17 protein-coding genes are annotated in these 25,661 nt (G+C 32.1%); 12 read left to right on the top strand and 5 right to left on the bottom strand.

Going from position 1 to position 25,661, the window contains the following annotated elements:
• Positions 1 to 226: 226 nt before the first annotated feature.
• From RC62_RS06195 to RC62_RS06145, 11 genes are all read left to right on the top strand, one after another.
• Positions 227 to 3,418, top strand: coding sequence for a VIT domain-containing protein (locus RC62_RS06195; RefSeq protein ID WP_055093660.1), 3,192 nt, complete (start codon positions 227 to 229; stop codon positions 3,416 to 3,418).
• 138 nt (positions 3,419 to 3,556) lie between these two features.
• The gene (gene rsgA, locus RC62_RS06190) at positions 3,557 to 4,534 is read left to right on the top strand and encodes a ribosome small subunit-dependent GTPase A (protein WP_055093658.1); all 978 of its coding nucleotides are present in this window, start codon (positions 3,557 to 3,559) and stop codon (positions 4,532 to 4,534) included.
• 154 nt (positions 4,535 to 4,688) lie between these two features.
• Positions 4,689 to 5,141, top strand: coding sequence for a D-aminoacyl-tRNA deacylase (gene dtd / locus RC62_RS06185; protein WP_055093656.1), 453 nt, complete (start codon positions 4,689 to 4,691; stop codon positions 5,139 to 5,141).
• A gap of 64 nt (positions 5,142 to 5,205) precedes the next feature.
• Entirely contained in the window at positions 5,206 to 7,113 is a 1,908-nt protein-coding gene (locus tag RC62_RS06180) for a DUF3857 domain-containing protein (RefSeq protein WP_055093654.1), read from the top strand.
• 8 nt (positions 7,114 to 7,121) lie between these two features.
• The gene (locus tag RC62_RS06175) at positions 7,122 to 9,143 is read left to right on the top strand and encodes a DUF3857 domain-containing protein (protein WP_055093652.1); all 2,022 of its coding nucleotides are present in this window, start codon (positions 7,122 to 7,124) and stop codon (positions 9,141 to 9,143) included.
• Position 9,144: 1 nt separating this feature from the next.
• Positions 9,145 to 11,136 (top strand): DUF3857 domain-containing protein, encoded by a 1,992-nt coding sequence (locus tag RC62_RS06170; protein WP_055093650.1) that lies wholly within the window; start codon positions 9,145 to 9,147, stop codon positions 11,134 to 11,136.
• Positions 11,137 to 11,138: 2 nt separating this feature from the next.
• Positions 11,139 to 11,465, top strand: a complete 327-nt coding sequence (locus RC62_RS06165) for a nucleotide pyrophosphohydrolase (protein ID WP_012022600.1) — start codon at positions 11,139 to 11,141, stop codon at positions 11,463 to 11,465.
• Positions 11,466 to 11,594: 129 nt separating this feature from the next.
• The gene (locus tag RC62_RS06160) at positions 11,595 to 12,818 is read left to right on the top strand and encodes a 3-phosphoshikimate 1-carboxyvinyltransferase (protein ID WP_055093648.1); all 1,224 of its coding nucleotides are present in this window, start codon (positions 11,595 to 11,597) and stop codon (positions 12,816 to 12,818) included.
• A gap of 336 nt (positions 12,819 to 13,154) precedes the next feature.
• Positions 13,155 to 14,204, top strand: a complete 1,050-nt coding sequence (gene queA, locus RC62_RS06155; protein WP_055093646.1) for a tRNA preQ1(34) S-adenosylmethionine ribosyltransferase-isomerase QueA — start codon at positions 13,155 to 13,157, stop codon at positions 14,202 to 14,204.
• 173 nt (positions 14,205 to 14,377) lie between these two features.
• Positions 14,378 to 15,655: a kynureninase gene (gene kynU / locus RC62_RS06150; RefSeq protein ID WP_055093643.1), complete on the top strand. Its 1,278-nt coding sequence runs from the start codon at positions 14,378 to 14,380 to the stop codon at positions 15,653 to 15,655.
• A gap of 330 nt (positions 15,656 to 15,985) precedes the next feature.
• On the top strand, positions 15,986 to 16,432 hold the full coding sequence (locus tag RC62_RS06145; RefSeq protein ID WP_055093641.1) for a YMGG-like glycine zipper-containing protein: 447 nt from the start codon (positions 15,986 to 15,988) through the stop codon (positions 16,430 to 16,432).
• A 55-nt stretch (positions 16,433 to 16,487) separates the two neighbouring features.
• On the opposite strand, the gene RC62_RS06140 is transcribed toward RC62_RS06145, so the two are convergent.
• Both RC62_RS06140 and RC62_RS06135 read right to left on the bottom strand, forming a co-directional pair.
• Positions 16,488 to 18,299 (bottom strand): hypothetical protein, encoded by a 1,812-nt coding sequence (locus tag RC62_RS06140; protein WP_055093639.1) that lies wholly within the window; start codon positions 18,297 to 18,299, stop codon positions 16,488 to 16,490.
• Positions 18,300 to 18,537: 238 nt separating this feature from the next.
• Positions 18,538 to 20,094: a hypothetical protein gene (locus RC62_RS06135; RefSeq protein WP_055093637.1), complete on the bottom strand. Its 1,557-nt coding sequence runs from the start codon at positions 20,092 to 20,094 to the stop codon at positions 18,538 to 18,540.
• A gap of 116 nt (positions 20,095 to 20,210) precedes the next feature.
• Here RC62_RS06135 and RC62_RS06130 point away from each other — a divergent pair, with 116 nt between their 5' ends.
• Positions 20,211 to 22,601 (top strand): penicillin acylase family protein, encoded by a 2,391-nt coding sequence (locus tag RC62_RS06130; RefSeq protein ID WP_055093635.1) that lies wholly within the window; start codon positions 20,211 to 20,213, stop codon positions 22,599 to 22,601.
• 180 nt (positions 22,602 to 22,781) lie between these two features.
• Here the strand turns inward: RC62_RS06130 and RC62_RS06125 are convergent, their stop codons facing one another.
• From RC62_RS06125 to RC62_RS06115, 3 genes are all read right to left on the bottom strand, one after another.
• A complete protein-coding gene (locus RC62_RS06125; RefSeq protein ID WP_245176796.1) occupies positions 22,782 to 23,132 on the bottom strand; it encodes a hypothetical protein in 351 nt (116 codons plus the stop codon).
• 474 nt (positions 23,133 to 23,606) lie between these two features.
• The gene (locus RC62_RS06120; protein WP_245176795.1) at positions 23,607 to 24,074 is read right to left on the bottom strand and encodes a nuclear transport factor 2 family protein; all 468 of its coding nucleotides are present in this window, start codon (positions 24,072 to 24,074) and stop codon (positions 23,607 to 23,609) included.
• Positions 24,075 to 24,108: 34 nt separating this feature from the next.
• Complete coding sequence (locus tag RC62_RS06115) at positions 24,109 to 25,617, bottom strand: serine hydrolase (protein WP_055093629.1); 1,509 nt, start codon at positions 25,615 to 25,617, stop codon at positions 24,109 to 24,111.
• Between the last annotated feature and the right edge of the window lie 44 nt (positions 25,618 to 25,661).

Here is a 25,661-nt window from a genome sequence, read left to right as displayed (position 1 = left end):
AATAGATTGTTTTTTTTAAGAATCTCCGGCACTTTGTAAAAGAAGTGTTGGAGATTTTTTTTGGTTATAACCTATATAAGTTAAATCTATATAGAACAGCTTTAATCTCAATCTTAGGCTAATATTTTCTTATATAGCTTATATAGTTTAAATTTTTTTATAACCCATTCCAACCTTTTTAGATTTTATATGCTCTATAGTTATATACAAACTTAACTCTCGTGTTATGAAATTAAAAAGACGTTTATCTCAGCCAGGAATTTTTCAAGTAAACTTGAAAGTGTTATTTTATATGTTATTGTTTTTAGGAACAAAATCCTTCGCACAAAGTCCGGAACTTACGGTAAAAGGGGAAGATGCTGAAAAAGTAAGGATGAATAAATTAATTGTCAATGTAAAAGTGGTTGGGAATATTGCGTATACAACTGCCGAAATGCATTTTTTTAATTCAGGAACACGCCAGATGGAAGCAGAACTTATTTTTCCGTTACCAGAAAATGTTTCGGTTTCAAGATATGCAATTGATATTAATGGAAAAATGAGAGAAGCAGTTCCTGTAAATAAAAATAAAGGCAAACAGGTTTTTGAAGCCATCGAACATCGTCGTGTCGATCCCGGATTGTTGGAAAAGGTAGATGGTAATAATTTTAGAACCAGAATTTATCCGTTGATGCCAAACGGAGAACGAACTGTTATTATTGGCTATGAAGAAGAACTTTCGGCATTTGATAAAGATAATCTGGCGTACCAATTAGTGAGTCGTTATCCTAAAAAACTGGATCAGTTTGAAATAAATGTTTCGGTTTTAGGAACTGCGACAACGCCAACTATTGCGGAGAATTCCGGTAGTGAAATTGCTTTTTCAAAATGGAATCAATCTTTTCAGACTTCCATAAAAAAAGAAAACTATCAGCCATCTGAAAAATTAGTTTTTAAAATTCCAATTCAGCAAAATATTCCAAGCGTAATTATGCAGGATGTTGGCGGTCAGCATTATTTTTATGGAAATACTTTTGTCGAAGGAAATAAAATCACCAAAAAAACACCAGTTTCAATTGGCTTGATTTGGGATAATTCTTTGAGTTGCAAAACACGTGATTTGAAAAAAGAATTGGCTTTGCTTGATGCTTATTTTCAAAAAATAAAAAATACGAAAGTCACTTTGTACTTTTTGAATTACACTTTCGAAAAACAAAATGAATATATAATTACTAATGGAAACTGGAATGCATTAAAAGCTATTTTAGAAAATACTAAATATGATGGAGGAACTAGATTTTCTAAAATCAACCTTTTAGCTCACGATGAATTTTTGTTTTTCTCTGATGGTTTATCTTCTTTAAGTGACAATGTTTTACCAAAAACTAAAAAGCCAATTTATACGATTACGTCATCTGTTTCTGCTGATTTTTCTTTCCTTAATTATTCTTCGATGCAAACTGGCGCTAATTTGATCAACTTAAACCAGATAAATCAGGAAAATGCGTTGGATAAATTGATGAATACGACCCTGAAATTTTTAGGAATAAAAGATAATTATACAGTAACTGATTTATATCCAATCGAAGGAACTTCAGTTTCTGGTAGTTTTAGTTTTTCAGGGATTTCATTAAATCCTAAAAATGAAATTACGTTGTTATTTGGTTATAATAACGAAGCTGTTTTAGAGCGAAAAATAACGCTGGATGCAAGTATTCAAAGTACAAATGATATTAATATTGAAAAACTTTGGGCACAGAAAAAAATAGCGAATCTTGATTTTCAATACGCTAAAAATGCTGATGAGATTGAACTTCTGGGTAAAAAATACGGAATCATAACCAAAAATACATCATTGATCGTTCTGGAAGATATTCGAGATTATATCTCTTATGATATTATTCCGCCAGCAGAATTACGTGCGGAATTTGACCGAATTAAAAAACAGGAACAGAATAATAATCTCGCACAACAAAAGAATAACTGGGAAAGTATCCAAAGTTATTTTGAAGATTTAAATCATTGGTGGAAAAAAGATCTTAAATATTCAGCTCCAAAAGTTTTACCAAAATCTAAGAAAAACTTTCGCAGAGGATCTGAAACCATAAAAGGCGATGCCAATGCTGTGCTTACAATTGATGAGCCTGTTGGTTCAGGACCAGTATTATCTATAGTCGAAGAAGCGAAATCAAGTCCTGTAGCAGATCAGGTTAAATTTGTTGCGCCGGTATCGGCAAGAGCTTCTGAAATGACTTTAGACAGCTCAGAAAAAAAAGCAGAATCTGAGTTGAAAGAAGTTGTCGTTGTTGGTTATGGAACAGTTAAAAAATCTGATGTTTCTTATTCTGTGCAAACAATCTCGTCTGAAAGTATTTCGAAAAATACTAATGTATCTCAAGCACTTGCCGGAAAAGTTGCGGGAGTTCAAGTAAGTCAAGCGACTGAAGCTGATAAATCTTTAAATAAGGAAACTTTATCGAATGAAGATTCTAAAAAAGATTTTATTGTAGAAAACAAGGATTCTCAGGCAATCGAAAATCAGACTAAAACCTGGAATCCGGATCGATTATATCTTAAAGCTTTAGCAAAAGCACCAAAAGAAAAACAATACGAATTGTATTTTGAATTAAGAAACGGACAAGAAAACAACCCAAGCTTTTATTTTGATGTAGCACATTTTTTCTATAATCAGGGCGATGTAAAAAGAGCATTGCAAATCATTAGCAATATTGCAGATTTAGGTTTAGAAAATCATCAGCTTTATAAAACACTTACTTATACTTTACGACAATGGAAAGCTTATGATGATGCTGAGTTTACTGCAAGGCAAATTGCAAAATGGAGAGCGCATGAGCCACAAAGTTTAAGAGATTATGCATTAGCTCTTGAAGATGCAGGAAAGTATCAGGAAGCTTTTGACCAATTGATTAAAGCCTTAGAAGTAAACTATTACGGAGAAATGAGCGGACAATATGAAGGTGTTGAAGATATTATTTTAATGGATATTAACCGCCTGACTATTGAACATAAAGGTTTGAAAACAGACAAACTCGATAAAAAATATTTGGAGAAAATGCCAGTTGATATTAGAATAATTATGAATTGGAATTTAATGGATGTTGATCTTGATTTGCATATTATGGAGCCAAATGGAGAAGAATGTTATTATGGACATAAAGACACACAAGCCGGCGCAAGATTCTCTAAAGATTTTACACAAGGTTACGGTCCAGAACAATATTTAATCAGAAATGCGATTAAAGGAAAATATCAAATTAAAACCAATTATTTTGGCGAAACTGAGCTTACTCAAAATGGTCCTGCTACAATTATGGTGGAAATTTATACTACAAGAGCGGGAAAAACCACAAAAACTTTAAAAACAATTCAGTTAGGAAAAATTAAAGAAAATGAGATATTAGCTGAAATTGTTTGGTAAACGAGTCAATTTTAGGATCTGTTTTTCAATTTTAAAAGGCGAAGTTGCGTTGTTCAATTCTAAAAACGTAATTTTGCCTTTTAATATTTTTAGTTTTCAGAATAATCTAAAATCTAAAATCAGCAATCTAAAATTTGAATGACAGGACTCGTATATAAATCTACAGGAAGTTGGTACACTGTAAAATCAGAAAAAGGCGGTTTTATAGAATGTCGTATGAAAGGGAAGTTTAGGATGAAAGGGATCAAAAGTACCAATCCTATTGCTGTAGGCGATATTGTCGATTATGAACTCGAAGAAACTTCTGATGCTTTAACCGGAACTATTTTTAATATTCACGAAAGAAAGAATTATATCGTTCGTAAATCGGTTAATTTATCGCATCAAATGCATATTATCGCATCGAATATTGATCGTGTATTTTTATTGATCACGATTAATAATCCTCCAACAACCTTCAATTTTATAGATCGTTTTCTGGTAACTGCCGAAGCCTATAATATCGAAACAATCTTGGTTTTTAATAAAATAGATACTTTTGATGAACCAACATTGGAGGATCAATTGTATATGCAATACGTATATCAGCAAATCGGGTATAAATGTCTTCGTGTTTCTTCTACAGAAATGAAAGGTGTTGAGGAATTAAAAGAAATGATGATTGGTAAAGTAAGTATGTTTTCCGGACATTCAGGAGTAGGTAAATCGACTTTGGTAAATGCAATGGAACCGTCTTTACATCTTAAAACCAAAACCATTTCTGAGGCCAGCAAACAAGGTCAGCATACCACTACTTTTGCAGAAATGTATGATTTGTCTTTTGATGCAAAAATCATCGACACACCGGGAATTAAAGGTTTCGGAATTGTTGATATGGAAAAAGAAGAAATCAGCGGTTATTTTCCTGAATTCTTCAAATTAAAAGATCAATGCAAATTCAATAATTGCCTGCATAAAGAAGAACCACATTGTGCTATTAAAGCTGCTTTAGAAAGAGACGAGATCGCCTGGTCACGTTATAACAGTTACTTGAAGATCTTAGAAGGCGATGACGAAAATTATCGTACAGATTCTTATGATGAAGATCGTAAAGCAAGTGATGAACTTAGGAAATAAAAAACAAATCTCAATTTCTTGAAGTCCAAATTCCAAATCAAAAATTATCGACAGAGTTTGATTGTAGAGATGAACTGCAGTGCATGTAACGTTAGAGTTTAAAATCTTTTTAATTCGTATAATCTGTGGTAAAACCAAAATATCTTCTATTATAATGAAAATAGTAATTCAAAGAGTTTCTCAGGCATCAGTTACGGTTGATGAAAAAAAAGTAGCTGATATTCAGAAAGGTTTATTAATATTAGTTGGAATTGAAGATCTCGATACTCAGGAAGATATTGATTGGCTGGTTGGGAAAATCATAAAAATGAGAATTTTTGGCGACGAGAATGACGTCATGAATTGTTCTGTTCAGGATGTTGATGGCGATATTATTGTGGTAAGTCAATTTACACTTCATGCTTCTATAAAAAAAGGGAATCGTCCATCTTATATAAAAGCTGCCAAACCAGACTTTGCGATCCCAATGTATGAGAATTTTGTTCAGTCTTTAGAAAAAGAATTCAATAAGAAAATACAAACCGGAATTTTTGGTGCAGATATGAAGGTTAATCTCCTGAATGACGGGCCTGTAACGATTTTAATAGACAGCAAAAACAGAGATTAAAAAATCATTAGACCAGTGTTAAAAATTTCTAAAAATAATATATATTTGGCGAAATTACTTACTAATGAAAAAACCTTTTTTCGCATTATTTTTTTTCTTTGTTTCCCTAATTTCTTCTGCTCAAAAGAGTGAATATGCCGTAACTGCAATTGCAGATAGTCTTAAAGAAAATGCTAATGCTGTTGTTCGTTTAGATCAGACTGATATAAATATTCTTTCGCAGCGGAGTATGACTATTAAGACTGAGAGAGTTGTAACAGTTTTAAATGAAAAGGGAGCATGGGGAATTAATGCACACGATAGTTATAATAAAAGAAGCTCCATTAAAAATATTGAAGCTACGATTTACGATGCATTAGGTAATGAAATTAAAAAAATAAAACGAAAAGATTTTAAAGATGTTAGTGCAGTTGATGGGGCCACACTTGCTTCTGATGCAAGATATATTTATTTAGAATATACTCCAATCTCTTATCCATATACAGTAGTTTACAAAAGTGAGAAAGAAACTTCAAGTACTGCTCTTTTTCCAAACTGGTATCCTTTAGAAGATTATTTTGTTAGCGTAGAAAAAAGCATCTTGAATGTGAAGTATCCTAATAATCTTGGATTTAGAAAAAAAGAAAGTCAACTTTCAGTTTTTGATATTAAAAAAATTACAGATACAGATACTCAATTATCGTATGTGACTAAAAATATTTTAGCACAAAAACCTGAGGATTATAGTCCAGGTTTTAGTCAATTGTATCCAAAAGTAATGATGAGTTTAGAATATTTTAATCTTGAAGGAATTGATGGAAATGCAAAGAACTGGAAGGAATATGGAAAGTGGTTTTCAGATAAAATTTTAAAAGAGACAACAATACTACCTGAAGAAACAAAAGCAAAAATAAAAGGATTAGTTGGTAATGAATCAGATCCGATCAAGAAAGCAAAAATTGTATATAAGTTTATGCAGGAAAAGTCTAGATACGTGAGTATCCAATTGGGAATTGGCGGATTTAAACCTATGATGGCTGCAGATGTTGATCGGTTAGGATATGGAGACTGTAAGGCACTATCTAATTATACAAGAGCTTTGTTAGACGTTGTAGGTGTGCAGTCTTATTACACAGAGTTATATGGGAATTTTGATTTGCTTGATATTGATGAGGATTTCTTTTCAATACAAGGAAATCATGTAATCTTGTGTGTGGCAGATCAGAATGAATATGTTTTTTTAGAATGTACAAATCAAAATGATCCTTTTGGATATCAAGCAAATTTTACTGATGATAGAAAAGTTCTTGTTATTAAGCCTGATGGTGGAGAAATAATAAGAACAAAAATTTACGATCCATTAAAAAATAAGCAGTCTAGCCAAGGAAGTTATGTAATAGATGAGAATGGTAGTTTTTCGGGTAAAATAAATATTCAATCTGAGGGGTCTAAATACGGTAGAAGGATACAAGTAGAGAAATTACAGCCAAACGAAAAAGAAGCTCATTACAAAAATTATTGGAGTAATATCAATAATTTAAAACTTGGAAAAATATCTCTTTTAAATAATAAAGAGAATATTCAATTTACTGAAGATGTACAAATAAGCGCCATAAACTATGCTGTGATTTCGGGTAATAAAATGATTTTTACGGTAGATGCTTTCAATCAAAGTTCCGTTAATGTCAAAAGAATCAGAAATAGAAAAAATCCATTTGAAATTCAGCGTGGCTATTTAGATACAGATGAAATCGAAATTAATTTACCCGCTGGTTTTACGATAGAATTTTTGCCTTCAAATTTTGAATTGAAAGGAAAATTTGGAGAATATAAAACCGAAATCATCAAAAAAGAAAATAATAAACTGACGTATAAACGCTCGATGTTTTTAAATAAAGGGAAATATTCTAATAAAGAATATGATGAATACCGCCTTTTTATGGAGCAGGTTTCAAGAAACGACAATGCTAAAATTATATTAACCAAGAACTAATCAATCAAATGAAAATTACCAAACTTTTTAGTCTTTCACTTCTATTGTTGCTTATTACAAATGCAACAGCACAGGAATTTAAATTAGGAAAAGTATCTATTGCTGAATTAGAGCAAAAAGTGCATCCTAAAGATTCATCAGCTGCAGCTGCTATATTGTATAAAAAAGGAGAAACCAGAATAGAATATGATGTAAAAGATGGTTTTGTTACCTTGACCGATGTTGAGACCAGAATTAAAATTTATAAAAAAGAAGGTTACAATTGGGCAAATCAAGGTCTTTGGTATTACAATACAATTAATTTACCTGAAAAAGTAACTTTTACGGATGCAGTAACTTATAATCTGGTAGGAGGAAAAATAGAAAAGACAAAACTGAAAAGTGAAGGTGTTTTCGATGAAGGCGTAGATAAATTTAGAAGGCTTAAAAAGATAACGATGCCTAATGTTAAAGAAGGATCGGTAATTGAGTTTAGATATACCATTAAAAGTCCAACAGACAGATTGATAAGAGAATGGGGTTTTCAAACGAGCATTCCCGTAAATTATTCGGAGTTTATAACGTATATTCCTGAATATTATGTTTTTAATACCAAGCAAAAAGGTTATGTTTTTCCTAAAATTACAAGTGAGAGAAATTCCAGAACTGTAACACTTACTAATAAGGAACGAACTATTCCGGGAGGTACACAAGATACGAGAACGCAGTATGCTTCAGATAAGTTTGACTATATAGAAACTAAAACGACATATTTGGCAATCGATTTTCCTGCAATAAAAGAGGAAGTATATGTCAATAATATCGATAATTATGTTTCAGGTGTTCAACATGAATTATCAATGATAACCAATTTTAAAGGTGAGAAGAAAATGTATTCTACTGATTGGAATTCGGTAGTAAAAACGATTTATAGTTATGATGATTTTGGTCCAGAGTTAAATAAAACAGGCTATTTTGAAGATGATTTAAATGCATTACTATCAGGAGTTAATAATGCTGATGAAAAAATAATCATTATTTTAAATTATGTAAAATCAAGAGTAAAATGGAATGATTATTTTGGATATAGTTGTGATAAAGGAGTTAAAAGAGCATACAAAGAAAAGTCAGGAAATATTGCTGACATAAATTTAATGCTTACCGCTATGTTACGTTATGCAGGTTTGACAGCAAACCCGGTTTTGGTAAGTACACGTTCTAACGGAATTGCAATTTTTCCAAATAGAACTGCTTTTAATTATGTGATTGCGGCAGTTGAAACTCCAAACGGAAATATTTTATTAGACGCTTCTGATAAATTTTCAACTCCAAATGTTTTACCCTTTAGAGCTTTGAACTGGTCAGGAAGATTGATTAGAAAAGACGGAAGTTCTGAAGAAGTAGATTTGATGCCAAAAAAAGCATCGATTGATAATATAACTCTGAATTATAGAATTAACCCCGAAGGAAAAATAACAGGAAAAACCAGAAGACAATTAGGGGATTATCAAGCTTTGATAACAAGAGATAATATAGATAGTGTAAAAGAAGAAGAATATTTAGAAAAGCTCGAAAATCAAAATAATAAGATTGAAATTACCGATTATTCAAGAGCAAATGAAAAAGAAATTTTGTTGCCAGTTATAGAAACGTATTCATTTACGGGTAATAACTTATGCGAAATAATAGGAGGAAAAATATATGTTAGTCCAATGTTATTCTTTGCAAACGAAAAAAATCCATTTAAGCAAGAGACTAGGGAATATCCAGTAGATTTCGGATTTCCTTTTACAAGCAGATATAATATTACAATTCAAATCCCTGAAGGATTTATGGTTGAAACATTGCCAGCCCCGGCAGTTATCAATATGCAGGATAATTTAGGTGTATTTAAATTTAATATCGGGGCAAATGGTAATTCATTACAATTAAGTGTTCAGCACCAAATTAATGAAGCGATAGTTTCTACAGAGCAATATGAGATGCTTAAAGAATATTATAAAGGGATGATCGCAAAACAATCTGAGAAAATTGTTTTAAAAAGAATATAATATGAAGTTTCAGAGCTTAATTATAATTATTTTTTTGTTTTTAGGATTTTCAAAAGTCAAAGCTCAAAACTATGAACTAGGAAAAGTTACTATTGCTGAATTAAATGAAAAAGTAAATCCAAAAGATAGTACAGCGCCAGCAACAATATTATTTAAAAAAGGAAAGACTTTTTATACGTTTGATAAAGACAAAGGTTTTTCAGCGAATCATCTCTATGAATTTAAAATTAAAATTTATAAGAAAGAAGGACTAAAATGGGCTGATCAAAAAGTACGTTTTTACGTTGGTTATCAAACGATGAGCGAAGACCGTTTAGAGTTTTCGAACGCCGTTACTTATAATTTAGAAAATGGATCGATTGTAAAAACAAAACTGGATAATCAGGGGACTTTTAAGAAAAAAGTAAATGAGTTTTGGAATGAAAAAACAATCACGTTGCCAAACGTAAAAGCAGGTTCGATAATCGAATACAGATATATATTGAAATCTGAAAATGTAGTAAAATTACCGGATTTTGATTTCCAGTATGATATTCCGATCAATTATTTCGAATATAAAACAGATATTCCGGAATATTATATTTATAAACCAATTTTGATTGGAGGGCATAAAGTCGAAACAGATTCAAAACTCACTAATGGTAGTCAAAGTTTTGAAGATGAATATAACAGATCAAAAGGCATTTCGTATAAACAAATAAGTGCTTTTTATAAAGGAAAAGATATTTCCGCATTAACAAAAGAGCCTTATGTGGATAATATAGATAACTACAGAGGGTCTGTTCAGCATGAACTAGAAAGGGTTCGTTATCCGGATCAGCCTGTAAAAGATTATACCATGACATGGGAAGGCGTGGCAACCAATATTTTTAAAAATGAAAATTTTGGAAAAGAACTAAATCAAAGTGATTTTTTGTTAGAAGATGTTAAACGATTATTGACTAATGTTGAGTCTAAAAATGAACGGCTGAATATCATTTTTAAATTCATTCAAAACAAAATGAACTGGAATGAAGTAAATGATTGTTTTACAGATAAAGGAGTTAAAAAGGCGTATGCCGATCAAACGGGAAATGTAGCTGAAATCAATTTTATTTTGATCAACATGTTAAAATTGGCAGGAATAGATGTAGGTCCGGTTTTAGTGAGTACAATAGAAAACGGAGTTCCTGTTTACCCCACAAGAACAGGATTTAATTATGTAATTGCAGCTGCTGAAATCGATGGAAAACAAATTTTGTTAGACGCCAGCCATAAATTTACTTATCCAGGAGTTTTGCCTTTAAATGTTTTAAACTGGAGAGGGAGACTCATTAAAGATGATGGAACTTCGCAAGAAATAAATCTGGTTCCTGATAAAGCATCAAAAGAGTTTTCAAACTTAGTTGTTAAAATAGATAATCTGGGCAAAATAGAAGGTAAAATCAGAATTCAAAGAACAGATTATGATGCTTATCACTTTAGAATTGAAAATGCCAATAAAAATCAAGACAATTATCTCGAAAAATTAGAAGAACAATTGGGGGATCTGAAAATTTCTAATTACACAATTGAAAATAAGAAAACGAATCTATCAGATCCTGTAATAGAAACCTTCTCTTTCGTATCAGACAATAGAGTAGAAATAATTGGAAACAAAATTTTTGTAAATCCGTTGTTGTTTTTTACAAGAAGTAAAAATCCTTTTACTCAGGAAGTGAGACAAATGCCGATTTATTTTGGTTATCCAACTCAGGAAAAATTCAATTTAAATATAGAAATTCCGGATGGATATGCTATAGAATCTTTGCCATCTCCAATTAAGATTTCATCAGAAAACAAAGAGATTGTTTATGTATTAAATATATCGGGAGAAGAAAACAAAATTCAAATAAGTAGTTTAAAAGAAATTAACAATAGTATTTTTGCAGCAGATCAATATAATGGATTAAAAGAACTTTTCCAGAAAATGATTATGAGTCAAAATGAAAAAATTGTTCTTAAAAAAATATAACTATGGACTTGAAAAATGCACAACTTGATGTCGATACCTGGATAAAAGAACACGGTGTTCGCTATTTTAATGAGCTTACAAATATGGCACAACTTACAGAAGAGGTAGGAGAAGTAGCCAGAATTATTGCCCGCAGATATGGTGAGCAATCCGAGAAAGAAAGTGATAAAAATAAAGATTTAGGCGAAGAATTAGCTGATGTTGTTTTTGTTGTTTTATGTCTTGCCAACCAAACCGGAATAGATTTGCAAGCCGCTTTTGATAAAAAAATGGATTTAAAATCAGTTCGCGATAAAGACCGTCATAAAAACAATGATAAATTGAAATAATTGTGAAATATCACTTATAAGTTTTGAATTATGAGTTTTGAATTTTGAATTATGAATGTGGAGTGGTAAATTGCGTGGCGAATTACGTTTCTAATCATAATTCAAAATTTACAACTTATAATTAAAAAAATGAATTTACTACTTCAAACAACTCAACATAACTTAAAAGGACAAATTGCAGTAACAGGATCAAAAAGCGAAACGAATCGTTTATTGTTATTAAAAGCATTGTTTCCAAATATTACACTTTCTAATACTTCAAACTCTGATGATAGCGAGGTAATGCAAAAAGCCTTGATTGGGAATGATGAGATTGTAGACATTCATCATGCAGGAACGGCAATGCGTTTCCTGACAGCTTATTTTGCCGTAAATGAAGGACGCGAAGTAGTGATGACAGGTTCAGGCAGAATGCAGGAACGTCCTATAAAAATTTTAGTAGAAGCTTTGGGACAATTGGGAGTTGAGATTTCTTATGAAAAAGAAGAAGGTTATCCGCCAATTAGAATTAAAGGAAAAAAAGTAACCGCTTCAAAAGTTACTTTGGCAGCAAATGTAAGCAGCCAGTATATTTCCGCACTTTTATTAATCGCTTCAAAATTAGAAAATGGTTTAGAGCTGACTTTAGAGGGAGAAATTACTTCGATTCCGTATATCAAAATGACCTTGGCTTTGCTAAACGATTTAGACATTCAGACTAGTTTTGAAGAAAACGTGATTAAAGTTTATCCAAAAGCTGGAGTAGCTTCAAAAGAAATGGTGGTAGAATCAGATTGGAGTTCGGCATCGTACTTTTTTAGTTTAGTTGCTTTGGCAGATACAGCTTCTATCACTTTAAGCAGTTACAAAGAAAATAGTTTACAAGGAGATTCTGAATTAGTTTCTCTTTATGAAAAGTTAGGAGTTCAGACTACTTTTCAGGACAATAAAATGACGTTGGTAAAACAAGAGAATTTTAAATACGAAACGGTAAACTTCGAGTTAAACAATACACCTGATATTGCACAAACAATTGTAGTAACTTGTTTAGGTTTAGGAATTGGCTGTCATTTAACAGGTCTTCATACCTTAAAAATTAAAGAAACGGACAGACTTGAAGCCCTTCGAATTGAGTTGACAAAATTAGGAGCCAATATCTCGGTAACGAATGATAGTCTGACTCTGGTAGCTTCAGAAAATATTAATCATAATATAAAAATAGGAACTTACAACGATCACCGTATGGCAATGGCATTTGCACCTTTGGCTTTAAAAGTACCTATCATTATCGAAGATGCTGAGGTAGTTTCTAAATCATACCCTGATTTCTGGAATGACTTAAAAGCTTTAAATTTCCAAGTTTCAGAATTATAGGTTTAAACCATATAAGTGATATAAGTTCATTAAATAAGCATAATTTGAATAGCCTCCAGTTTTAACTGGAGGTTTTTTTATGCGCAAACTGCCCGGATTTAGTCAAATAAAAACACCAGCAATTTTTAAAGATTCCTAATTTAAATGAACTTATATCACTTATATGGTGAAATCCCATTTTTTTATCTCACCAAAACACCACTAAATCAGCGACTTTTGAAAATAAACGTCAAAACACTTGACAACGCCTATCTCACAGTCGTATATTTGCACACGATTAAAAATCAGGTCTTCAAATAATCCTGATTGAAAATCTATAACTCATAACTTTCTCAAATGAAATTATCACATTTTCAATTTAATTTACCGAAAGAACTTTTAGCAGAATTCCCGGCAGAAAACAGAGACGAATCTCGTTTAATGGTGATCGATCGTCAAAAACAAACTATAGAGCACAAAATGTTTAAAGATGTTATCAATTATTTTGATGACGGAGACGTTTTGATTCTTAACAATACAAAAGTTTTCCCTGCACGTTTGTACGGAAACAAAGAAAAAACAGGAGCAAGAATTGAAGTTTTCTTATTAAGAGAATTAAATTCAGAACAACGTCTTTGGGACGTTTTAGTTGATCCGGCTCGTAAAATCCGTATCGGAAACAAACTTTATTTTGGTGATGACGATTCGTTAGTTGCTGAGGTAATCGACAACACAACTTCTCGTGGTAGAACTTTACGTTTTTTATATGACGGTTCTTATGAAGAATTCAGAAACAAATTGACAGAACTTGGAGAAACTCCAATTCCTAAATACATCAGTAGAGAAGTAACAGCAGAAGATGCTGAAAGATATCAAACAATCTACGCAAAAGAAGAAGGAGCTGTAGCGGCACCAACAGCAGGTTTACACTTCTCAAAACATCTTTTGAAAAAACTGGAAATCAAAGGAATCAACTTTGCTGAAGTTACACTTCACGTTGGTTTAGGAACTTTTAACCCGGTTGAGGTTGAAGATTTATCTAAGCACAAAATGGATTCTGAAGAATTGATTATCAAACAAGAAGCTTGCGATATTGTAAATGCTGCCAAGGCAAACAAAAAACGTATTTGTGCTGTTGGAACAACTTCGATGCGTGCTATCGAAAGTTCAGTTTCATCTCAAAATACTTTGAATCCTTATGAAGGTTGGACAAATAAATTTATTTTCCCTCCTCACGATTTTAGTATTGCAAACTGTATGATTACAAATTTTCACACACCAAAATCAACATTATTAATGATGATTTCTGCTTTCTGTGGACATGATTTAATGAAACGTGCATACGACGAAGCAATCAAAGAAGAATACAAATTCTATTCTTACGGAGATGCAATGTTAATTATCTAATATTAGATATTTAAAATAAATATAAAACCTGTCAGTGATGACGGGTTTTTTTATTTAAAACTGGTTTCAAGTTTTTTTTGTTTCAGGTTTCAAGTTTTACAGAACGTTAAACTTGAAACCTGAAACTTGAAACAAAAAAACATTTCCTATTTTTACGCATCAAAACAAATACAATGACTTTTCAAAATACACGTGAATTCGCACGAGAGCTTGATTCGCAAGACACATTAAATCATTATCAGGATCAGTTTATATTTCCTAAAGTAAATGACAAACGCGTAATTTATTTCACAGGGAATTCCTTAGGCTTACAGCCAAAACGAACTAAAGCATACATTGACGAAGTAATGAACGATTGGGCAGATCTTGCTGTAGAAGGTCATTTTTATGCTCAAAAACCATGGTGGGATTATCAGGAAAGATTCGCTGAACCATTGAGTAAAATTGTTGGAGCATTGCCATCAGAAGTTACGGTAATGAATACTCTGACGGTAAATCTTCATTTATTGATGGTTTCTTTTTATCAGCCAAAAGGCAAACGTTATAAAATTATTTGCGAGGAAAAAGCATTTCCATCAGATCAATATATGTTTCAAAGTCAGGTACATTTTCATGGATATAAAACAGAAGATGCCATAGTTGAAATCAAACGTCGTGAAGGCGAACACAATATTCGTCTTGAAGATGTTTTGGCAAAAATTGAAGAAGTTGGTGATGAACTGGCTTTAGTTTTAATTGGTGGAGTAAATTATTATACCGGACAAGTTTTCGATATTAAAACCATTACCGAAGCCGGGCAAAAAGCAGGCGCAAAAGTGGGTTGGGATCTGGCGCACGCTGCGGGAAACATCAAATTGGAACTTCATAACTGGAATGTAGATTTTGCTGCCTGGTGCAGTTATAAATACATGAATTCAGGGCCGGGAAATGCTTCCGGTTGTTTCGTACACGAAAAGCATCACAATAATCCGGATTTACCAAGATTTGCAGGTTGGTGGGGACACAATAAAGAACGCCGTTTTAAAATGGAGCCAAATTTTGATCCCGTTCACGGAGCTGATGGCTGGCAAATTAGTAATCTGCCGGTACTTTCTTTAGCACCTTATTTAGCATCTGTAGAAATGTTTGCTGAGGTTGGTATGGATGCTTTGATAAAAAAGAGAGATCATATTACTTCATACTTAGAATTTATTTTACATGAAATCGATAAAGAAGTGTCAGGTAATTTTGAAATCATTACACCTTCAAACCCTGAAGAAAGAGCTTCACAATTATCTGTTTTTTTACACGGAGAAGGAAGAAGTCTATTTGATTATTTAATGAAAAACGGAGTAATTACAGATTGGCGTGAACCAAATGTAATTCGTCTGGCTCCGGTTCCATTATATTGTTCTTATGAAGATATGTATGACTTTGGCCAAATCCTTAAAAAAGGAATTTTAGGAAAGTAAAAGTAAATTAATCTCGCAAAGACGCGAAGGCGCAAAGTTTTTTGTTTCACGCAGATTTAAATGATTTAAGCAGATTTTTTTAATCATTTTGATCCTTTAATCTGTGGCTAAATTAAACTTTGCGGCTCTGCGATTTTGCGAGATTATTTTTAGGCATCGACTTAAAAATAATCCGCTTTAAATCCGCGTTTTGCTTTAGCAATTCGTTTCATCTGGGTCTAATTTTTAAGTGTGATCTTTAAATTCTGTAACCATTAACCTGAATCATGTAACATCAACAAAAGAAATCTTCTTTAATTTGTAGTGTAATAATTTTAAACTACAATAATCATGAAAGCCTTATATATATTATTCGCCGCTTTATCAATAGTTTCTTGTCAAAATCAAGGAAAAGAACAATTAAATAAAGCAAAACAAGCTAGCATTGATTCAATGAAAGTGGAAATTGATAAACAAAGAGTTCTTGATTCAATGAAAACGGAAATGGCTAATATTAAAGAACAGCAAAAAGTAGAACAACAGAAAGTAGAATCTCAAAAAGTTGTGGTAGTACACCAACAACAAGCAGACGGAACTTCGACTACAACAACTACACAAAAGAAAAAAGGATGGAGTGCTACTGCTAAAGGTGCTGTAATTGGTGCAGGAGTTGGTGCTGCAACAGGAGCAATTGTAAGTAAGAAAAAAGGAGAAGGTGCTATTATTGGTGGTTTAGCAGGTGCTGCTTTAGGAACTGGAACTGGTGCTGTTATCGATAGCAAAAAGAAAAAAGAATAGAACAATTTCTATATAAATAAAAACCCCGATTTAATTTAAATCGGGGTTTTGTGTTTTAAGCTAATTCTAAAATTGGGATTTGTATTTTAGATAATTCTAATTTATAAAATTCAAAATCCTTTTTAATTTTATTTAAATCCTCTTTAAAATATAAAGCAGGAGAAAATAAAGTATTATAATATTCAATTCCTTCCAGAATATTGGTTCTAAAAGTATTCCATTTTTTTAGTTGAGAATTGGTAATTTCCCCTGAATTATTTTCGATTTCATTCCTAAAATAATCCACATACATTTTTAATTCCTTGACAAATAAATTTGGTCTGTTTTCCGTTCGCAGAATCGATTTGTTTCCATAAATATGACCCAACATATGAGCCAAAGAAACTTCTTGGTCAAAATAGGCCATATTTGGGCCGGGACATATAACAACTCCCTGCGCTTGTCCTTTTATTTTAATATCATTCTCTAAATAGGAAGCATTTGCTAAACCTACACATAAACATGATTTCTCTGTAATGGCGAATTTTGCTTTTTCGAATGCCAGTTCTGACATCGTATTTTTTACGTTTTCTAATTCTTCAAGCTTATGATCTTGAAATTTTTTAGAAGCCGTACATATTCCGTGTGGATCGTATTCTTTACTTAAAGCAAGAAATTTTTTAGGGCAGGAACTTCCGGCCTTATTTTGTTCTATTCTTTTTTGTTTCAAAATTTCATTCGTTGTTCCTCTTAAAGTGTTAAAAGGAACTCCCAATGGCGAAATATGACTAAGATATAAATCTTCTTCTTTTGCATTCATTAATAATTCCCGTGTTGCTTTATCTACAGAAGTAGCTTCGGGAACCAGTAAAAAAGGCGTTCCCCAGCCTACAGAATCTACTTTGTAGTTTTCTAATAAAAATTCATGTTCTTCAGAAGTTCCTACACCGCCTTGAACCGTTATTTTAAGAGGTAAAGGATTTTTTGGTGCATAAATTTGTTTTTGCTGTAATACTTTTGTCATCAGCTCATGTGCTGATTGCACTAGCTGATCCTTTTTTTGTTTAAATTCTTCTAATATTGGACCTAACAAAAGTCCGTCAGTAGCAAAAGCATGACCGCCACAATTTAATCCGGATTCAATACGATATTCAGAAACCCAAAGTCCTTTTTTAGCTAAAAAGTTTCCCTGAATCATCGCTGATCTAAAGTCACTTACTTTTAAAATAATTTTCTTTTTAAGCTCGTTATTTAGATTCGGGAAAAAATCTGAAAAATTCTCAAAATAGCTAAATAACCTTGGATTCATTCCTGCAGAAAGTACGACAGAAGATTCAAGATTACTTTTTGCAAATCCTCTTAGTGCAGCATGAGCATCATTAAATTCAATTGGGAGTTGTTCGTTTTTTTCAAAATTATCTTTGTCCAGTTTGGTCATGATATTCACATCAATCAATCCTGGAGAAAGATGCGATTCGATATAATTTTGTATGTTTTCTTTAAAAGAGATTCCATCGTCTAATAAATTCTGGAAGCCTTTTTTTATATCTGATGTATTGGGTAACATTGTGATATAATTTTCTACGGCTGCTTTGCTTTCTATTAATTCGGTTTTAAAACTTTCGAACTTTTCTTTTACGATTTTATCAACTAGATTAAGATATGAAGTAATTCTTTCGGCTCTGTAGTCGTGAAATTTTTGACTTATTTCCTCATAAGGAATATTGAATTTGGTGCTGTAAAAGTTACGCATCTTTTCAATAAGATCATCATCAGCAATAGAAACCACAGACGAAATACCGTATTGTGCCACTCGAATTGGGCTGTCGATAGTATAGGCAAGCCCCATTACAGGAATATGAAAAGTGTGTAAAGGTGGTTTTGTCATTTGTTTTTAAATTAAAAATAAAAGCAAATTTTGGAAAAAGAAATTACTTAAAACCTGATAATTGTCAGGTTTGTAAAATGTTAGGTGATGTTTTTTGCCACGAATTAGTCTTGTTTTTGTCATTTCGAAGAATGAGAAATCTTCGCAAGTAGCTCTGCAAAGATTGGCGATTTTGATTGTGTCAGTTTCTTGCGAAGATTTCTCCTCCGTCTAAATGACAAGATTGTCTGGAATAGCTTTAAATCAAAATCTTCTTTAAAGATTCGGCTATGCTTCTCCAGAGAAAGTTATAGAATGATTTTTCCTGGATTCGATCTAATTCTACATCTGCCTTTTTGGTTTCATCATTCGAATCATTTTTAAGCAATAAATTAGCAACTGCAGTTTTTAATTTTGCTTCTTTCTCACGATTTTTCTTTTTAAATAATTTTACTTTTAGATCTTCGTAATCCAGTGTTGCATTTCCTTTTGCAGTATTATCATTTCCATAAAAATTAAAATGATATTTATTGAATTTTCCGCTAAATGTAGTGTTTATATAAGGTTTTGTAAACCTTTCCATTGCAACTACATTAAAATTAGAGATCGTTCCCTGAATATGAAAGGTGTCATTCAGACTCAGAACATTAAAATTCCAGTCGACATCAAGAGGAGATGTTTTCATGAAGAGGCAATTGACTTTGATCTTTACATCGGCCATTTTTTTTAGGCCAAAACCGCTTTTTAGATTCGTTACCTGCATATTAAAACGATCAAAATTTAAAATTCCTGGACCTTTCGAGAAATCAATTTCTTCCTCATATACCAGTTTCGATTTTAAAATTTGTATGGTATCTATTTCAAGAGGAAATTTAATTTTTCGTAATAAATGATTGTAAAGATATTTTTTGCTCAAATCATCTTTCGGAATTTTATTGCGGTAAATATTGGCATCTACATGATTAGCGATAAGGGAGTTTGCTTTAAAGAAAAAAAGATCATTTTTGAACCCCCAATCCATTTTTTCGATGTGTGCCGAATCTAATTTAATAGTATAAATGTCTTTTTCCTTATCTAATTTACTCACAAATACTTTACGGCTGAATTCCGGTAAATAAGCAAATTTCTTAATCTTTAAAAAATTATTTTCTGTACTTATTTGTCCAATCGTCATAGTATAAAATGCGCTTGGTTTGTAATATAAACTATCACATACCAACACATATTTATCAAAATGCATAGGAATCTTTTCTTTTAAAGTAGCATTTGTAAGCAGAATGCCTTCAAGTTTTAAAATGATTTTCCTGATGCTTAGAATTGGTTTGTTGCTATCTAAAGAAACAACATCGATTGTCCCTTCATTTAGATAAATATTCGAAACCGCGACAATTTTGCGAAACGGCTCGATAATCTGGCTCTTTATACTTTTGCTGTTATTTAAAAGTTTCTCACCTTTTTTGTATAAAATTACCCTGGGCTTATTGATGATGATACTTTCGGCCTGAATAACATCATGAAAAGCAAGATCCCAAATATTAAAGTGTTTAATATTGATCGATTCGATTTTAGAAAAAAGCCCATTTTTACTATCTTTTGGTTGGTTTTTTGGACTTACTAATAATGTTGTAGCGTTTATATTTCGGGAAATAAGCGAAACTTCAATTTTTTCATATTGAATGTTATATTCCGTCTTATTTTTTTCGTTTATAATTATGGGTAATTGCTTTTTTATCCAATAATTGAGACCAATATTGACTAAAATGACAAAAAGAAACACAGAAATTATACCTATCGCTATTTTTTTGTAGATTGACATTTATTGTATTGATTTTAAATACATAAATTTAGACTTTAAAAAATGATGTTTTTTACACGATTTAATCTTAAAGTTATATCATTACAGATTCCTTTATCATTATACTTATTTTGAATATGAGAAAAATAAAAAAAATTCTGCTGGTTTTATTATTATTGATTGTTGTTCTTGGAATTGGTTTATGCGCCTATATCTTTCATTTAAAACCCAAATATGAAGGTGAGGTACAACTTAAAAACATCCAAAAAGAAACCACTGTATATTTTGATGATTTTGGAGTTCCTCATATTTATGCCAATTCTGAAAAAGATGCAATGACCGCTTTAGGATATGTTCATGCTCAGGAAAGATTATGGCAAATGGAATTGTTACGCCGAATTGCACCGGGAAGGTTATCTGAGATTTTTGGATCTGTAGCGCTTAAAAATGATAAATTTTTCTCCGGAATTGGTATCGAGGAAGCTTCGGCGAAAGCCATTGCGAAACTGGATAAAAATAGTCAGAGTTATAAAATGACAATGGCTTATCTAGACGGGATTAATCAATATTTAGAACAAGGAACCACGCCAGTTGAATTTACTTTGGTGGGCGTTAAAAAAGAAAAATTTACGATAAAAGATGTTTATAATATTTTTGGATATATGTCTTTTAGCTTTGCAATGGCTCAAAAAACAGATCCTTTATTAACTGATATTCGAAATAAATATGGAGCTGAATATTTGAAAGATTTAGGAATTGAAGGCGAGTTTAATACCACACAAATTAAAAGTTCAAAAGAAAATATTGAAGAATATACCTCAATCGCAAAATCTGTAGCAGCATTGTTGGACAATTCACCAATTCCGCCATTTGTGGGAAGTAACAGTTGGGTTGCAGGACCAAATAAAACCAAAAGCGGAAAAGTGATTTTTGCCAATGATCCCCATATCGGATTTTCTCAGCCTGCAACTTGGTACGAGGCGCATCTAATTACGCCAGAGTTTGAATTATATGGCTGTTATCTGGCTGGAACTCCATATCCGTTATTGGCACATAACCGTGAGTATGCTTACGGATTAACCATGTTTGAAAATGATGATATCGATTTTTATCAGGAAAAGGATAAAGCAGGAGATTCAAATCAATATCAGACACCAATGGGTTTTGCAGCTTATGAAACCAGAAAAAAAACAATTAAGGTAAAAGATACTTCTGATGTCGTTCTTACTGTAAAATCAAGCCGACACGGATCTATAATGAATGATTTGTTAGAACGATTGGATAGAAAAAATCCTATCGCAATGTCGTGGATTTATACCCAACAGCCTATTCAGATACTTGATGCCGTTTACGGATTATCGCATGCTAAAAATAAAGAAGATTTCAGGAAAGCAGTTCAATTGGTTGCTGCACCGGGATTGAATGTAATGTATGGCGATGCCAAAGGAAATGTAGCCTGGTGGGCGACGGGAACACTTTATAAACATGATAAAGGTGTAAATTCTTTTTTAATACTAGATGGAGCAAGCGGTAAAGATGATATTAAAGAATATTTAGATTTCTCTAAAAATCCATCTGCCGAAAATCCAAAATGGGGATATGTTTACTCAGCAAATAATCAGCCTGAAGCGATTGATGGTTATTTATATCCGGGTTATTATTTGCCGGAAGATCGTGCCAAAAGAATTTCTGCTTTAATGGATGCTAAATCAGATTGGGACAAAGAAGCGATTAGTAAAATGATTTTTGATAATACTTCGCCAGTTTCTCCGGGCGTGGTTCAGAGTTTGATTTCGAATGTAAACACGGCTTCGCTTTCAGCAAAAGAAAAAGAAGTAATTAAGGTTTTAAAATCATGGAAAGGAACGAATAATCTTGAAGATCTTGCCCCAACGATTTATAATAAATGGATTTATTTATATCTAAAAAACACTTTTGAAGATGAAATGGGAGAGGATAATTTTAATCTTTTTTTAGGAACCAGTTTAGGGAAACAAATAATAGCCAGACAAATTGAGAATAAAAATTCGGTTTGGTGGGATAATATTAAAACCAAAAATGTAAAAGAAACCAGAACCGAAATTGTCTCAACATCATTTCATCAATCTGTAAAAGAACTCCAGGAACAATTAGGAGATCAGGTTGCTGATTGGAATTGGGGAAAAGTACATACTGTAGAACATGAACATCCATTAGGGAAAATAGCAGCATTACGCAGGCTTTTTGACGTAGGGCCATTTGCAGCTCCGGGATCTAATGAAGTAATAAACAATCAATTCTTCGGATTTAATAAAGAAGGTAAATATTATGTAAAAGGCGGACCGTCAACCCGAAGAGTTGTTGATTTCTCGGATATAGAAAATAGCTGGAGTATCTTGCCAACCGGGCAATCAGGAAATCCGTTTAGTAAACATTATGATGATCAGGCAGAAATGTATAATGAAGGTAAATTCAGAAAAATGAAATTGAATAAAGATGAGATTATAAAAATATCAACTAAATTGGTTTTTAAACCGGCAAAGGAATAGTTTTTTTAGTTTCAGGTTTCAAGTTTCAGGTTTTTGCTTTTGTGGTTTTACCCCAAGCAAGCAAAGTTTTTTTGTGTTACTGCAGATCGAAGAGTTAAGCTATTGATCTTTGTCAAAGTTTTAAACTTTGACAAAGATCAAAAAAAACTTAGTATCTCAGCAACTTAGTATCTTAGAACCTTATTTTTTATATTTCCCTCGAACAATGTCATTTGCAAAAATCTCAAGATTATAAGCCAGAGCATCATTTGCAATCATAACATTTGTAGTTCGATATGCAGTATCCTGTTTATACGTTTTTAGTAATGTTTCCAGTTCAATTTCGTTGTAAAATGCAAACATATTATAAACAGCGTCTCTGAAATTTTTGTAATTAATACTTTCTGTTATTTCGACTGTTTTTTGATCATTCCATTTTTCTTTTTGAGCAGCTTCATTTATAGTTTCTAAACAAAAATCGACAACGTAGTTTTTGTAATGTGCTGCCTCAACAATTTTGTCTATTATGATTTTGTTTTGCTGAGTAGGCATAGGTACTGTTTTTTCCGTAGTTTGAGAAAAACAAATAGTTGGAATAAATACGCATAGTAATAAAACTAAAAGAGAAGAAATCTTTAAATTTTTCATAGGTCAATTAAATACTATTTACAACTTTAGCGATTGTAAATCAGATTGATTTGGGTTATTGAAATAATTATTTTTGGGCAGTGCTAAAATAGTTTTTTTATGCTAAATATCGAATTGGAAAAGCATTTTTAAAATAAAAAAAACTCTGACAGTTTTGGTTTTTACCACAACTGTCAGAGTTGGTAAGATAAAGATTACCGCTCCTACATATAGTTTTTACGGAATATTATTTTTTTGATTTGATGATTGAAACTGTATAATCTCTTATGATTATGCTGGCGTCTTTTAGTTAGACGAATCATTTTTAAATAAGTTTCACAATCATCTTATTATTTTTGTAATTATCTTTATTAATGATGTTATAGTAGTCACCTGGCTTTACTTTTTTATTGGCCTATGCTCATAACTAACGATTCGTTTTAGTTTCCAATCTTTGTCTTTTCGTTCCCAGATATGAATAAATTTACCGGTTCCTTCCGGTTTACCGTCAACATAAAAAGTATGTTCGCCCACTTGTACAGCGCCAAAATCTCCTAATTTGTCAATTGTACAGGAATTTAATTTTCGGGTAAGCTTTTCTGGTCTTATGCATTTTTGGTTTAATGATTTGATTTCATTTTCTTTCGAAACATTTAAGCCAAAACGATCGTCGTAAAACTCAACATCATCAGCAATTATTCTTTTAAATTGAGATGCATCACATTGATTAAATGCAACATCAAAAAGTAAACTGTCCATCTTAATGATTTCGGTTTTTAGAAGGTCCATTTTTAAAACCTCATTATTGGTTTGTCCGTTTGCCTCTCTACTTAAAAATAGAATAAAAAGCACTATTATATTTATCATGGGAGTCATAATTGTGTTCTTGTTAATATCCATTTTATTTCGTTTCTATGTCAATTATTTTCTTTCCGTTTTCGCCTAAATAGTGATTCACTATTTTTTCGTAAACTTTATAACCGTCGTCAACATTAGTAAAAATTATTAAACCTTGTTTAGTTTTAGGCAACAACAAAGTGATGGTCTGAACTCCTTCGTCTGCACCGCCATGTGATAAAGCATAATCATTATTTCCTAAATCGTATATTTCGAAACCCAGGCCAAAATATTTGTTTTTCTTTGTTTCAACCTGATGCGATGTCATATCGTCGAATACTTTTTTGCTCAATCCGTCGCTATTCATTACGCTGCATAAAAACGTTCCGTAATCTTCGATTGTAGTAAGTAAATCATCAGCCGCATTTGCCGTTTTATTTTTAGTTGGCTCATATGCATTTCCTTTATTGTCATATCCAACTGCAAATCTTGAAACATCAGTAATTTTATTCCACACAAATTTTGTATCAGTCATTTTTAGTGGTTTAATGATTAATTCATCTGCTAATTGTTCTAAAGTTTTGCTGAATTTTTTCTCTAACGCTTTTCTCAGATATTCAAAACCTTCACCTGAATATTGATATTTTGTTCCGGGTTTAAATTTAAAATCTAATTTACCGGATTCGTTCATAGATCTCCAATTTGGAAAACCCGTTTGATGGCTTAAAATAATTCTTGTTGTTAATAGCTTGATATTAGGATTATTGGCAATATCCGGATCTGTCCAATACTTGTATAACGGTTCGTCTAAATTCAGTTTTCCTGCGCTTGCCAGTTTCAACGCTACAATTGCTGTTACCGGTTTAGTCAGTGAAGCTACATTCCAAATTGTATTGTAAGGTGCTGTAACTCCTTTTTTGAGCTCACCAAATACTTTTATTTGCTGTAGTTTTCCGTTATTGATGATTCCAATACCAAGAGTGGGAACATTATTCTGTTTCAGCCATTTCTCAATTTCCTGATCATTGTCAAAAATACTTGCTTTAGTTCCCGCAGTATTTACATTTTGATGATCGTAACTAAAAGATCTTCTAAGTTTCCAGATGCCATTTTCTATTATCCATACATGTGTAAATCTTGCTGTACTGCCAAATTTGTCTTTCTGTCCCGGCACAGGTTCAAAAAACTGATGAATTCCAATCTGTAAAGCTCCGTACAAAATTCCGCTTTTGGATAACGGATAAATTTCAGTGCTTCCGTCTACTAAATCCCTTCTCGCTTGGTAAGTTTTAGTAGAACCGCATAAACCTTTTCTAATGTTTTTAAGAAATAAAGCTTTGTCCTGAATACTGTCTTTGTCGTGGTAAAATTCAAAGTTGTTACTTAGTAAATTTTCGAACTGCGAGACATCGCAAGTATTGAAGCCAACATTAAATAAAAGACTGTCTTTTGACATAATGGTCTTATACAATGCTGAGTTGTTTTCTTCCTGTGAAAATCCAATATGGAATTGAATAAGCAGGATTCCAACTAAAATCGCTTTTAGCTGAAAAAATGATTTGTTGATTTTCATTTTGATTGATTTGATTGATGATTTTGCAATATTAATGCAATCAA

The organism is Flavobacterium aquidurense (assembly GCF_001404985.1).
Classification (GTDB): Bacteria; Bacteroidota; Bacteroidia; order Flavobacteriales; family Flavobacteriaceae; genus Flavobacterium; species Flavobacterium aquidurense_B.
This window is presented reverse-complemented; position numbering and strand designations above follow the sequence as displayed.